At 27.3% G+C, this 14,148-nt stretch carries 16 protein-coding genes; 1 reads left to right on the forward strand and 15 read right to left on the reverse strand.

Annotated features, from left to right (window positions below; genetic code table 11):
- Positions 1-178: 178 nt before the first annotated feature.
- The 6 genes from JNUCC81_RS09535 to JNUCC81_RS09560 form a co-directional block, all read right to left on the reverse strand.
- Entirely contained in the window at positions 179-700 is a 522-nt protein-coding gene (locus JNUCC81_RS09535; protein ID WP_454093248.1) for a GNAT family N-acetyltransferase, read from the reverse strand.
- Positions 701-800: 100 nt separating this feature from the next.
- The gene (locus tag JNUCC81_RS09540) at positions 801-1,358 is read right to left on the reverse strand and encodes a hypothetical protein (protein WP_454093249.1); all 558 of its coding nucleotides are present in this window, start codon (positions 1,356-1,358) and stop codon (positions 801-803) included.
- Positions 1,359-1,537: 179 nt separating this feature from the next.
- Entirely contained in the window at positions 1,538-1,714 is a 177-nt protein-coding gene (locus tag JNUCC81_RS09545) for a hypothetical protein (protein ID WP_454093250.1), read from the reverse strand.
- Between the two features lie 54 nt (positions 1,715-1,768).
- On the reverse strand, positions 1,769-2,638 hold the full coding sequence (locus tag JNUCC81_RS09550) for a methionyl aminopeptidase (protein WP_454093251.1): 870 nt from the start codon (positions 2,636-2,638) through the stop codon (positions 1,769-1,771).
- 225 nt (positions 2,639-2,863) lie between these two features.
- On the reverse strand, positions 2,864-5,236 hold the full coding sequence (locus tag JNUCC81_RS09555; RefSeq protein ID WP_454093252.1) for a bifunctional 2',3'-cyclic-nucleotide 2'-phosphodiesterase/3'-nucleotidase: 2,373 nt from the start codon (positions 5,234-5,236) through the stop codon (positions 2,864-2,866).
- A gap of 286 nt (positions 5,237-5,522) precedes the next feature.
- Complete coding sequence (locus JNUCC81_RS09560) at positions 5,523-5,771, reverse strand: hypothetical protein (protein WP_454093253.1); 249 nt, start codon at positions 5,769-5,771, stop codon at positions 5,523-5,525.
- Positions 5,772-5,906: 135 nt separating this feature from the next.
- Here JNUCC81_RS09560 and JNUCC81_RS09565 point away from each other — a divergent pair, with 135 nt between their 5' ends.
- The gene (locus tag JNUCC81_RS09565) at positions 5,907-6,779 is read left to right on the forward strand and encodes an aldose 1-epimerase family protein (RefSeq protein WP_454093254.1); all 873 of its coding nucleotides are present in this window, start codon (positions 5,907-5,909) and stop codon (positions 6,777-6,779) included.
- 166 nt (positions 6,780-6,945) lie between these two features.
- Here JNUCC81_RS09565 and JNUCC81_RS09570 read toward each other — a convergent pair whose 3' ends face one another.
- The 9 genes from JNUCC81_RS09570 to JNUCC81_RS09610 all read right to left on the reverse strand — a co-directional run bounded on the left by JNUCC81_RS09570 (position 6,946) and on the right by JNUCC81_RS09610 (position 14,147).
- Positions 6,946-7,158 carry a hypothetical protein gene (locus JNUCC81_RS09570; protein WP_454093255.1) on the reverse strand — a complete coding sequence of 71 codons (213 nt, stop codon included), beginning with the start codon at positions 7,156-7,158 and terminating at the stop codon, positions 6,946-6,948.
- A gap of 398 nt (positions 7,159-7,556) precedes the next feature.
- Complete coding sequence (locus JNUCC81_RS09575) at positions 7,557-9,185, reverse strand: ABC-F family ATP-binding cassette domain-containing protein (RefSeq protein WP_454093256.1); 1,629 nt, start codon at positions 9,183-9,185, stop codon at positions 7,557-7,559.
- Between the two features lie 107 nt (positions 9,186-9,292).
- Complete coding sequence (locus JNUCC81_RS09580) at positions 9,293-10,312, reverse strand: molybdopterin-binding protein (RefSeq protein ID WP_454093257.1); 1,020 nt, start codon at positions 10,310-10,312, stop codon at positions 9,293-9,295.
- 1 nt (position 10,313) lies between these two features.
- Complete coding sequence (gene mocA / locus JNUCC81_RS09585; RefSeq protein WP_454093258.1) at positions 10,314-10,880, reverse strand: molybdenum cofactor cytidylyltransferase; 567 nt, start codon at positions 10,878-10,880, stop codon at positions 10,314-10,316.
- Positions 10,881-10,896: 16 nt separating this feature from the next.
- Positions 10,897-11,634, reverse strand: a complete 738-nt coding sequence (gene yqeC, locus JNUCC81_RS09590) for a selenium cofactor biosynthesis protein YqeC (RefSeq protein ID WP_454093259.1) — start codon at positions 11,632-11,634, stop codon at positions 10,897-10,899.
- 121 nt (positions 11,635-11,755) lie between these two features.
- Positions 11,756-12,229, reverse strand: a complete 474-nt coding sequence (locus tag JNUCC81_RS09595; protein WP_147568513.1) for a cupin domain-containing protein — start codon at positions 12,227-12,229, stop codon at positions 11,756-11,758.
- 1 nt (position 12,230) lies between these two features.
- Positions 12,231-13,322, reverse strand: coding sequence for an ethanolamine utilization protein EutH (gene eutH, locus JNUCC81_RS09600; RefSeq protein ID WP_454093260.1), 1,092 nt, complete (start codon positions 13,320-13,322; stop codon positions 12,231-12,233).
- Positions 13,323-13,327: 5 nt separating this feature from the next.
- Positions 13,328-13,882 (reverse strand): BMC domain-containing protein, encoded by a 555-nt coding sequence (locus JNUCC81_RS09605; protein ID WP_454093261.1) that lies wholly within the window; start codon positions 13,880-13,882, stop codon positions 13,328-13,330.
- Positions 13,875-14,147 carry a EutN/CcmL family microcompartment protein gene (locus JNUCC81_RS09610; RefSeq protein WP_208331507.1) on the reverse strand — a complete coding sequence of 91 codons (273 nt, stop codon included), beginning with the start codon at positions 14,145-14,147 and terminating at the stop codon, positions 13,875-13,877. Before JNUCC81_RS09610 ends, JNUCC81_RS09605 begins: the two co-directional genes overlap by 8 nt.
- Position 14,148: the final 1 nt, after the last annotated feature.

The raw sequence follows: 14,148 nt of genomic DNA on the forward strand, positions 1-14,148 counted from the left end.
TCTTTCCCTATTGATTATTTCTTGTTTGTTTTCTATAAGTACATTGTATACAATATACTGTATAAAGTCAATAACTAAATAATATTATTTTTTATGAAAATGTTTTTATTTTAAAACAATTATAATAATTAATACCACCTATATAGTTTATATAAGTGGTATTAATTATTTTGTATTATTATATATATTTTTCCATTCTTATATCACTTTGCCATTTTCCATTGTAATATACAAAATTTTCATTTTTTCCTATTTCTATATACCCCATGTTTTTATAAAAATTAATTGCTCTTTTGTTATATTCAAACACTCCTAATTCAATTCTTTGTTGATTAAGTTTTTTTGCTTTATTTTCTAAAAATTTCATTGCAATTTTTGATATTCCACTTCCATGATAACTAATGTCACCTATACATATTCCTATCCAACAAGATCTATTTATATCTTTTTTAAACATATTAAAATTAGTGTCTATGCTTATATATCCTACTTTTTTATCATCAACGGATATAATATATATGTATTTATATGGATTATAAACTATACTATCTATTAAATCTTTTAATGTTATATCTTTTATTTCCCCTTCTATAAAATTAGGCCTAATTAAATACTTTATATCATCTTGATTATCCCAATTTGCTATTAATTCAAAATCAGTAATATCTTTTTTATATAATCTTTTAAATTTAATTACCATATAATTACCCTTCCCATAAAAGTTGCTTACTTAGCTTTATTTAAAATTGTATCACAAAAGCCTTTAGATTTTTACAATCTAAAGGCTTTTGTTTTGAAATTTATTTTTCACTATTATTTTTTAATTCAACTTGCTTTTTTATTATACTTAATTGTCTTTTAGTTTCATCTATTTTATATTGTATTGCGTCGAGCTTTGACTGTATAGACATTTTATCTTTTTCTGTTTCAGCATTTTCCATTAATTCTTTTGTTTGGATTTGTAATTTTTCTAACATATCAATTTTTTTATTCATTTTATTGTATACAATATCTGGATTTTTATATAAATTTTCCTTTTTGTTATCAAAAAAACATATCATTTTATACCATATAAAACTTATAAATATATTTACAATTAAGTCCAATATCATTAAATTCATTTTCTTTGTAATGACTATAGCTACTAAAAATGAAACTAAATTAAACAAAAATAAATTATTTAATATCTTTTTATTTTCTTTTTCTTTAGATACATCCTTATACCTCATAAACTTATATGGTATAACTATAGTTATTATAGGTGCCAAAAAAGCCACATTTGCCTCTAAAGCTGCAAATACTACACTAAAAACTATTAGAAGACGTGTTGCTCTACTTACTGCATATGACTCTACCATTATAACAATCTCCTTTAGTTAAACTGTTGATTTTTCAATACTTTGTAAATAATATCATACTATATCTTAAATAAATATTCAAGCTTATTTTCCAGTAATATACATACCTTTATGTAAATAAACATACCTTTATATAAATAAAAAGATATGTTTATAAACATATCTTTTTATTTATATATCTATTTGTTATTTTTGCCTTTGTTAAAATTATTTTGATACATTTCTGGTGCTTTCTTATTAGTAGAAGTCCATTGATTATTATTTTCATCTTTTTCTTTGACTCCTGCTTTGCTAGTCAGTGTAGTATTAGCTCCTGCCCACTGATTGTTACTTTCGCATTTACTTTCTTTCTTCATAACATATCACCTCGAAATAATATTTTATAATTATTTTAACCAAGTATATATTTTTTATTTAGATAAGATTTCAATGCCATCTTCAGTTACTAATATCATATGCTCCCATTGAGCAGATAGTTTCCCATCATATGTATATGCAGTCCATTCATTTTCTGCATCTATGTAAAGCTCGTAGTCTCCTTGATTTATCATAGGCTCTATAGTAAATACCATTCCAGGTACTAAAATCATACCTTCATCTTTTTTTCCTACATGAAATACAAATGGGTCTTCATGGAATTGTAGCCCTATCCCATGACCTCCAAAGTCTCTTACTACTGAGTATCCATTTTTTTCAGCGTGCTCTTGTATAGCTGCTCCTATAGCTCCTAGATGCCCCCAAGGCTTAACAGCTTCTATTCCTTTATATAAACATTCTTTAGTTACTTCAACTAATTTCTTAGCTTCTTCACTTACATTCCCTATCATAAACATTCTAGACGCATCTGAATAGTATCCATTGTATATTGTTGATACATCTACATTTATTATATCTCCATCTTTAAGAACTACATCTTTACTTGGTATACCATGACATATTTGAGAGTTTATTGATGTACATAAACTCTTTGGAAATCCTCCATATCCAAGTGGTGCTGGTATTGCACCTTGAGATATTGAAAAGTCATGTACTATTTTATCAATATCATCAGTAGTCATACCTTCTTTTATTTCTTTTGCTACTAAATCTAATACTGCATTATTTATTTTTGCACTTTCTTTTATTTTTTCTATTTGCTCTTTCGTTTTTATAATATCATGGCTTGGAACTATGTATCCTTTTCCTTTTAATGTTTCTAATTTTTCATCAAATTCCATGTGGCATTTTTTATATTTTGCATTACTGCCACACCAGCATTCATCATTTCTATTTAATTTCATTTTAGCATCTCCTTACTATATAAAGTATATAATCATATTAAAATATAAATATATACTGTAATTTATATTTTTAACATTTATTGTGAAATAAATTTATATGTTATAATCTACTATACCATTTTAAATTAATATTAGTAACAATTTTTTTAAATTATATAAAAAAACTCCTCAAAGCAATATTATTTAAATTATTACTTTAAGGAGTTTTTTAAATTTTATAATTAACTATTTTCTTTTTTTCTTAATTGAAGTTACTGCTAACCCAGCAGCTGCAGCGCCTCCTAATACTACATATCCGATTATACTAGTATCTCCTGTTTTAGGATTATCTGTACTATTTGTTGTAGAGTTATTATTTGAACCTGGTTTATTAGTTTCAGGCTTATTAGTTCCTGGTTTATTTTCTTCTGGTTTTTCATTAGTTCCTGGAACTACATATGATAAATCATAGCTATATTTAACTAATTTATCTCCTATATTTTCTCCCGCTTTTATTTGAGGATGTTTACCTAAATATTTAGCACCATTTTCATGAGATGTAAATATCACTTTAGCATCTGTATCAACAGATTTAAATTTCCAGTTATTATCTACTGTTGGTTCTAATTTACCAGCAGCTTCTATATAATCAGCTACTGCTTGTCTATTTTCATAAGTTCCACTATATACTATTTCTTGTTTTCCATTCCATGGGAATCCATTTCCACCAGCTCTATAATTATTAGTAGCTATTAAGAAATCTTGTTCTAAGTTTATAGGTTTTCCGTTGTAAGTTAAGTTCACTATTCTTTGTGAATTAGCATTTATTACATTTCCATCTTTATCATACTTTGGCTTTTGAGTTACATCTATTTCATAATTAACTCCATCTATTACGTCAAAGTTAAAAGTAGGGAAATCTCTATTTATTAAATCTTGTTCTTCTTTAGAGTTAGTATCTATTGTATTAAACATTACTGCACTTAGTTCTAACCACTCTTTTATATCTTTACCTTTTAACTTTATAACAGTTAAAGTATTATCGTATTTATATAAGTTAGAAAGATCTTTTAATGCAAGTCCTCCTGCTTTTATATCAACATAATTTCCTGCACTACTTCCTGCTTTAAATGGTGCTCCTGCTGATAATAATGGTAAATCTTTATATTTAACTAAAGATTCTTCTCCATCTTTTATGCTTTTTTCAACAAATTTTCTTTGAGCATCAGTTACTATTTGTACAGATGCATCATCAGCTACTAGTGTAAAGAAACTATTTAAATCTTTAGTTATTTCTCCAGATGGAGTATTTACATAGTTTTCTGTTGCATCGTGGTACTCTTTAACTTTTTGAACTAAAACTTCATCATTAGGTACATCTTTAGCACTTACAGTATCTATTTTTGATGTAGCATCATTTATTTTATATTCTATCTTACCATTATTTTCTTCTAAATCTATTTTTAGTTCGGCTACCCCTAATTCTCTACCGCTATTTAACGGCTGTATATATTGAACTATATCACCATTTGCTTTTTTAACTTCTTTTTTAAATGATTTGTGAACATGTCCACCTATTACTAGATCTACACCTTCAACATTCGCTATGTCATATCCAGCATTTTCTTTATTTTTTACATTAGGAGTATTCTCGTCTCCATACCCTGTATGAGCAAGCACTAATACTATATCCGCACCTTCAGCTTTCATTTGAGGAACATATTTTTTAATACTTTCAGTCATATCATTAACATTTATTTTTCCCCTTAATAATAATGCATCCCAATTCATTACTTGAGGAGGAACAACACCTGTTATACCTATTTTAAGTGTTCTTTCTTCTCCATTTGAATCTATTACTTTTTCTTCTACTATTTTATATGGATTAAATACAGGCTTTCCAGTTTTAGCATCATTTACATTTGCACAAACTGTAGCCATTCTCTTATTATCATTTGTTATTTGCTTTATAAAATCTAAACCATAGTTAAGTTCGTGATTACCTATAGTTGTAGCATCAAATCCAACTTCTTCTAATGCTTTATATACTGGGTATTGAGTGCCTGGCTTAACAGGCTTTTTCTTAGCAAAGAAGTTAGCTAAAGGAGTTCCTTCTATCGTATCTCCATTATCTACTACTAAGGCATTATCTATTTCTTTATCATCTTTTTTCTTATCTACTTTTTCTTTATATTGATTTATAAGAGTTGAAACTTTTACTAAACCAGAGTTATTAGTTGTTCCTCCTGTGTAGTAATCATAATTCATTAAATTTGCATGTAAATCACTTATAGCCATTATAGAAAAGTCTACTGATGCCTTCTTTTTTACATCTTTTATTTCTTCTTTATTTACTTCATTTTTGCTTTCCTCTGAAGCTTCTGGCTTAGCTTCATTTATTATAACTTCTTCTGCATTTTCCTTATTAGATTCTTCTTTTGAAGTTTCTCCAACCTCTTCACTTGAAGTATCACTATTTTCTACTTTTTCAATGGTTTGTTGTACTTCACTTAATTGGTTAATTACATTTTCAATCGCAAATATAGGTTGTATGTTTTGACCAATTATTGTTGCTGCAATAGCAAGTGCTGCTATTTTCTTTCCATTTTTTTTAATCATATAATTCTCCCTTAAATAATATTTAAACACGTATTTAATTCAATGTTTTTAAATTATATTTCGTGTTCCCTCATATTTATCATTAATTATATCATAATCATTTTAAATTAAAAACATTTTTTCGTTTTAAATCGACTTTTTTTATTTTATCCATTATAAAACTTTATTTTTATCAGGCATATATGTACTTTAATTATCTTTGTATAATTAAATTTTTTTATTAGTAAGATATAAAATGCGTATAACTTTATGTCATACGCATTTTATATCTTAACTATAATTATTATTAAATAAAAAGTAAAAATACTAGCCACCATAATGGATTTATTTTGCAACAACCAGGTCTTCTTTTTTTGCATACACATGGGCTATTATTTGAATAATTAAACCCATGATTATAACAATTATAGCAATGATTATTACAAAATTCATTATGATTAAGCTTGCATTTAGATCTATTTCGTCTGCTACGATATTTTAAAGATTGTTGTTTTTTATAATTATATGAAATATTATTTTTTGAATTATTATTCATTGTCAAAAACTCCTTTTTTTATACATACTATGAAAAATAAATACATTTGTTTCCTTTTTGATTCTTGTAAAATAAGCTATATTGTTGTAATAATTTAATATATAATAAAAATATATACTTTTAAGGGGGATTTTTATGAACAAATTACAAAATGATTATTTGATAATCGAATCTAAAAAATCTGGTGCTGAACTTACTAGAATTTATTCTAAAAAGCAAAGTAAGGATATTTTATGGTCTGGTGATAGTAAATATTGGGGAAGACAATCACCTGTCTTATTTCCTATTGTAGGAAAACTTATTGATAATAAAACAACTATCGAAGGTAATACATACTCTATGAGTCAACATGGATTTGCAAGAGATTTAGATTTTGAAGTTTTAGATTCTACTGAGAATTTTATATCTTATATTTTAAAATCTAATAGTGACACTAAAAAAATGTATCCATATTCATTTGAATTAGTTATAAAATATACATTAATACAATCAAGTGTAAATATAGAATGGACTGTAAAAAATACAGATTCTAAAGATATCTACTTTTCAATAGGAGCTCATCCGGCTTTTAATGTTCCTATGAGTAATAATGAATCTTTGAAAGATTATTATCTTGAGTTTAAGCATAGAAATAATGTAACTAAAATCGAATTAAACGGACCTTTCTCCGGTAAATCTATTAATTTAGGTAGTATAGAAAGACTTGAATTGACTCCTGATTTATTTAAAAATGATGCGCTAATATATACTAATATAGATGAAATTTCTATACACTCTAATAATAGTAGTGATTTTATTAAAGTAGATTTTAAAAATTTCCCATTAGTTGGTATATGGACACCTTATTATAAGAATAACAACTCTACTGCACCGTTCTTATGTATAGAGCCGTGGCATGGACTAGCTGATAATATAAATTCTAATATCCAATATAAGGATAAAGAATATATAAACAAATTAAATGTTGGAGAAACTTTTAAAAGTTCATATTCTATATCTATTGGATAAATTTAAAGACGGAGTAAGTTATTATTGTAGTTTAAATGATTCTTTAGGTAAAAAAATAAAAACCTAATTTTATGAATTAATATAATATCAATAAAAATCCTAGACTATATATGATTATAGCCTAGGATTTTTATTGATATTATATTAAATTTTTATTTAAACAAATCTAAATTTTATCATTATTTATTTTATCTTCTAGTTCTTTTATTCTATTTTCTAATTCAATAATTCTATTGTCCCCTTTATTCTTATTTTTAACTCTAGATGTAATAAAATATATACCATATATGATTAATACTGATATAGCTAATAAAATTATTGTGTTAAATATTTGAAATATGAGTTCATAGGTAATACCCACTAATGGTTCTTCCTTCATAAATCTACTCACCCCTAGTTTTAAATTATATATTTCATATTAAAACATATCAACTAACAATAATTTACATTATAATCATTATTATGTACTTTTTATGGTTTTTATAGGCAACTAATTAATATATTATTGCCTTAATACAAAATATGATTACCTACCTTATTTAACATACACTTCAAAATATGGTATATTATTAATGCTATCTAGTAAAAATAGGGTGGAATATAAGTATGAAATTTGCATCTAAAATATTAACTGTAATATTAATTAGATACATATAAAAATACCTCCTATATTTGAAAAAGCAGAACATAGACGTTATTCATCTTATCGAATATAGAAGGTATTACAAAACCTTAATTATTAAGTTTTAATTTATTATACATACAATAATCTAAAAATTATTTTTTAGAATCTCCATACATTTCTTTTAATTGCTTTTGTATATCCTTATTCTCTAAATACTCATCAAGAGTAGTTTTTCTATCCATTATTCCACCAGGAGTTATCTCTATTATTCTATTTGCAAGAGTTTGTATCATCTCGTGGTCATGAGAATTGAAGATTAAAACTCCAGAGAACTTTTCTAAACCTTTGTTTACAGAAGTTATAGATTCTAAGTCTAAGTGGTTAGTAGGATCATCTAATACTAATACGTTAGCGTTTGATAACATTAACTTAGATAACATACATCTAACTTTTTCTCCTCCAGATAATACTTGAGCTTGTTTTAAAGCTTCTTCTCCAGAGAATAACATTCTACCTAAGAATCCTCTTATGAAACTTTCACTCTTTTCTTCTGAGTATTGTCTTAACCAGTCAACTAATGAGTATTCAACTCCATCAAAGAATTGGTTATGATTTTTAGGAAGATAAGATTGAGAAGTTGTTACTCCCCACTTAAATGTACCACTATCAGCAGTATCTTCTCCCATTATTATGTTGAATAAAGTAGTTATAGCTATTTCATCTCCCATAAATGCTACTTTATCTTCTCTATCTAATCTGAAAGATACATTATCTAAAACTTTAACTCCGTCTACAGTTTTAGTTAATCCTTCAACTTCTAATACCTCATTTCCGATTTCTCTTTCAGGAGTAAATCCTACATATGGGTATTTTCTTCTTGATGGTTGTATATCTTCTAATTCTATTTTATCTAATTGTTTCTTTCTAGATGTTGCTTGTTTTGCTTTAGAAGCATTTGAACTGAATCTTGCGATGAACTCTTTAAGTTGAGCTATCTTTTCTTCAGCTTTTTTGTTTTGATCTTTAGCTAATTGTAATGCTAATTGGCTTGACTCATACCAGAAGTCATAGTTACCAACATACATTTGTATTTTACCAAAGTCAACGTCAACTATATTTGTACATATTTGGTTTAAGAAATGTCTATCATGCGATACTATTATAACGATAGAATCTTCTAAATCCATTATGAAATTATTTAACCAGTTTATTGATTGGAAGTCTAAGTGGTTTGTAGGTTCATCCATTACTAGTATTTCAGGCTTACCGAATAATGTTTGTGCAAGTAACACTTTAACCTTTTCTCCACCTGTTAATTCTTTCATTTGCTTGTAATGCATTTCTTTGTCTATACCAAGACCCATTAATACTCTTTCTGCATTTGTTTCTGCATCCCATCCGTCAAGTTCAGCAAACTCACCTTCAAGTTCAGCAGCTTTTATACCATCTTCTTCAGAGAAGTCTTCTTTCATGTATAATGCCTCTTTTTCTTGCATTATTGAGTAAAGTCTTTCATGTCCCATTATAACAACATTTAAAACTGTATCTTCTTCATATTTGAAGTGGTCCTGTCTAAGTACTGACATTCTTTCTTTATCTGTTATAGATACACTTCCTGTATTTGGTTCTATATCTCCAGCTAATATTTTTAGGAAAGTTGATTTTCCTGCTCCATTAGCACCTATTATCCCGTAGCAGTTTCCTTTAGTGAATTTTAAGTTAACATCTTTAAATAACTCTTTCTCACCAAATCTAAGTCCAATATTTGTAACTTGTAACATTCGCGTTATTTCCTTTCTTATCTTGAGTTTTAATTTTTCCATTATTCAACATCATCTATGATATAACAAATACTTATTTTAGTCAACCAATCTGGGCACTAAAATAACTATATTTTAGCAAAATTACATGCAGGATAAGTGCATACTTCACAGTTCATACAAAGACCACCATGACCGTATAATGCAATATCTGCTTTTGTTAATTTTTCGTCTATTAATATCCTTGGTAAGATTACATCAAATACTGTAGTTTTATTATACATTGCACATCCTGGTATTCCCATTATAGGTACTTCTCCATAATATGCTAGTAAAAACATAGCTCCTGGAAGTATTGGTGAACCATATGTTACTAAATCAGCTCCAGTTTCTTTTATAGCTGTTGGAGTAACATCATCTGGGTCTACACTCATTCCTCCTGTGCAACATATCAGTTCTGCTCCTTGATCTATAAAATCCTTTATAGCTTCTTTAATTATTTCTTTATCATCTGGACATATAGTTTGTCCTAGTATTTCACAATTATATTTACTAACTTTATTTTTTATAACAGGTCCAAACTTATCTACTATTCTCTTATAATATACTTCATTACCAGTTGTAACTATACCTACCTTTTTAGGTTTAAATGGTACTACACTTACAATCTTTTTATCCTTAACTAAGTTTTTAGCTTCTTGTAATTTTTCTTCTTCTATTAAAAGAGGTATTACTCTTGTTCCTGCTACTTTAGTTCCCTTTTTAACTTCGAAATTATTATGAAGTGTTGCCATCATAATATCATCAATACAATTTAGTTTAAATAAAGTATCAACATCTATTTTTAGCATACCATCAATAGATGCTATAAAATCAATTTTACCTTCTTTTATTTCACTAAAATCTAAATTTTCTCCAGCTGATATCTCCTTCAAAAATATAGCACCATCATTTTCATGTACCATACCTTCAGTTTTTTCCCATACATATAGATTATCTTTCCCTAAAGATAATAATACTGGTATATCTTCTTCTCTAACAATATGCCCCTTTTTAAAGGCCCTACCCTTGAATTCTCCTGGTATTATTTTAGTAATATCATGACATAGTATTTGTCCCACTGCATCCACTGTTTTTATTTGTCTCATTTTACACACCTCTAAATTTTTCATAATCTACTTTATTGTCAATGTCAATTAACATATTTTCACTTACATCTATATAATTTATTTTTGAAGATTTATTAACTACTTTTTTGCCTTTTTCATCATCTTCTAATTTTAATAATTCATCTTTTTTATTATATGGAAATATTACTGGATTACCTTTTTTATTTCCGTATTTTGGTATTATTATATAGTTTTTATCTTCATTAAATTTATCTATTATTTTATTTATATAAAAACTTTCAATAAATGGTTGATCTCCAACAAAAAACATATATCCATCACATTTTGAAGAATTTAAAATACCTAGCTTTATAGATTCACTTTGACCTATATAAGCATTTTTATTATATATGCTTTTAAATTTATATTTTTTACTTAAACTTAATATATCTTCATATTGACTTACAACTATTACTTCATTAAAACAACATTTACTTATTTCTATAAATGCATATTCTATCATAGGTATTCCCTTAAAATCTAATAATAGCTTATTCTCACCCATTCGCTTTGATAAACCTGATGCCATTATTATAGCATTTATCATGTATTTTACCTCTCTCTTAATATTTAAATATATTCTCTTTTATACTACCATAAAAAATACTTATATCAATATTTTCATTATTTATTATATCTATCAATTCTTTTGCTAAATATTCATAATAAATATTTTCTACTTTATTAATGAAAAGTATTTTTTTACCTTTTGCATATTTAAATAGTCCATTAGGATTTAGTACTATATTTTTAATATCAAATATATTAATAATCCCCTCTGATTTATATGTTATTTTTTTGAATTCATTTAATCTATGAATATTTTCTTCATTTATATCCATTCCTAGAGATGTTATATCTATTATCCCTATTGTTTGAGTAGTATTTGTATATACGACTGGCTCTAATTTATTCCAACCTTTAAGTTTCTTTCTCTTAGACCCATCTCCTTCTATAAATGTAATATCAAATCTAGGAGTTATTAAATCAAGTTCTTTAAAATCTAAACCTATTATTTTATTTTCTTCATTTATACGCTTACCGTAAACTACAATATTATTTGAGACGTGTATTGGCGAATTAGTTGAGCAAATATCTAGTAAATTTTTATTATCAGTAAGATATATGTCTTTATAACATTCATCTGTTGGTGCATATATTTTAGTAGTTGTAGTTAACAAAACTTTAAATTTATCCTTATAATATTTTGCAAAATAGTTAATAAAAGATGTTTTTCCTCCAGCTCCTACAACTGTTATAATTTCGCCTTTTTTTATATCTAACATTTTTCCTAAAATCATACACTCACCTCTACTGATACACTACAACACCTAAACTAATCTAGTCAAGTTATTATATTTAATAATAAAAAATAAGGCTAACCTCTATTTTGAGATAGCCTCATTTTTATAATCTAATTTACTAGTTTTGTGATGCCCAGTCAGCTGGATAAGTTACATATATAAATCTTGCATAATCCTTAACAGAAAATTGTATACTACTTCCTTTAGGTATAAGTATTAGCTCTCCAGCAGATGCTGATACAGTTCTTCCGTCTATTACTATATCTAATGTTCCTTCTATAACATAATCTATTTCATCATAGTTTAAAGTCCAGTCAAATGTTGTTTCTTTCATTTCCATTACTCCACAACCTAATCTTGGGCTTTCTTCTAAATTGAATAAGTCTTTTGTGTAAACTACATCATTAGGATTTCCTGTATCTAGTCTATTTGACTCGTCTACTTTTACAGTTGGTAATTTTATAGAAGTTATTCCACTTACATCTTTATTTCTTATAAAATCAACACTATCTTTGCTTCCATTTATTTTTTCTTCTAGTATTTGTCTTACTAATTGTTCTAACATTCCTTTGTCTATGTTTTTCATATCCATTTTAAGCATTCTCCTTTTTAAGTGTTTTATTTGCTAAAGCCATAGCTACTATTACAGCAGTTATTCCTCCAACTAGTTTTGCAACTATCATAGGAGTCATCATTTCTGAATTAAATCCAGCTGTAAATCCTAGATGATCTCCAAATACGAAAGCTGCTGATACAGAAAATGCAACGTTTATTATCTTTCCTCTATTATCCATATCTTTCATCATACCAAACATAGGTATGCAGTTAGCTAAACTTGCAACTAATCCAGCTGCTGATGTATCATTCATTCCTAATAATTTTCCTAAAGCCATTAAAGGTTTATTAAATACTTTTGTTATAACAAATACTAGAGGGAATGCTCCTGCTAAAACAATTGCTATCTCTCCAACCGTTGCTATACCTTCATTAATTGGTTTCATACCTGGTATTACAACTATTCCTGTTAAAGCTTCAACTATTCCTGCTGCAAGTCCTAAAGTTATAACTATAACAACACCTTTACCAAAGTAAGTGAATCCTTTTATCATAGCATTTTCGAACTTTAATAGTCCAATTACTATTATTACTGCAAAGATTATTATTGGTACTAAGTTTCTAACGATCATCATTACATCAAATCCGGCAACTAATCCCCCTACAAAAGCTCCTATTGGTATAGTTATTATACCTGCAAGTATACCCGTTGCTAAGAACTTTTGGTCTTCTTTCTCGATTATTCCAAGTGCCACTGGTATTATAAATACTATAGTAGGTCCCATCATAGCTCCTACTATAAGTCCACCAAATAAACCTGCATTAGGATCTTTTGCAAGTTCCATTGCAAGTGGTGCTCCACCCATGTCGTTTGCTAATATAGAACCTGCAAACATGGCAGGGTCTGCACCTAGCATATCAAATAAAGGAACTACTACAGGTCTAAGTACATCTGCTAATACTGGAGCTAAGCATATAACTCCAACCATAGCTACTGCAAGTGAACCCATAGCCATAATACCTTCTTCAAATTGTTCTCCTAGCCCAAATTTATTTCCGATACATTTGTCTATAGCACCTAATACCATAAATGCTACCATTATATACATTATAATTTCATTTATACTCATGGCTATTACCTCCCTATTAAATTTTTTCTTATCTTTTCATCTACAGATGGTATTACTGATGTACATACTATGTCTTTAACTTTTAATATATTTTTAGCTTCATCTATTCCATAATTTATGCTACTTAGACTTCCCGATACTATATATACAAGCTTTCCACCTATTGCAAAAGAAAGTTGTAGTTTTATAAGATTCACATCACTACTTTTTAAAGTTTTATCTAATGCTTTTAACCCAGCGCATACTTTATTAGTCTCCATAATTCCTATGGAGCTAATATTTTCAGTATGTTTATATTTATTTTTAAGTCCATCTATTATACCCTCATGTACAGCATTTATAACAAAACTATCTACCATAAATCCACCTGTAATACTTATTCCATAGTCTATAGCTGTATTAACTTCGCCAGTATCTCCGCTTATGATTATAATAAATTTCCCAGGACATATACTTTTTAAATATAAAACCTCAACAGAGGCTTTTTTTACTATTTCATTAGATACTTCAAAACCTTTTGCAATGCTTCTAAACTCTATAGCACCAATGCTTTTACTCATCACAAACCTCTAGCGAATCAATAACACCAATTATTGTTGCATCAACTGGAACAGACTTATGCTCTAAAGATTCTCTAGCTGCAGATCCTTTAGTTATTAATACTAAGTCTCCATTACCAGCACCAGCATTATCTGCTGCAACTAAAAATCCATCCTTATAAGTTACCTTATCTTTTAAAAGCTTAACTACTAAAAGTTTTTGTCCACATAGCTTTTCATCTTTTCTTGTTGCCCATACATTACCAACTACTTTTCCAATTTCCATA

Source organism: Faecalimicrobium sp. JNUCC 81, assembly GCF_053667625.1.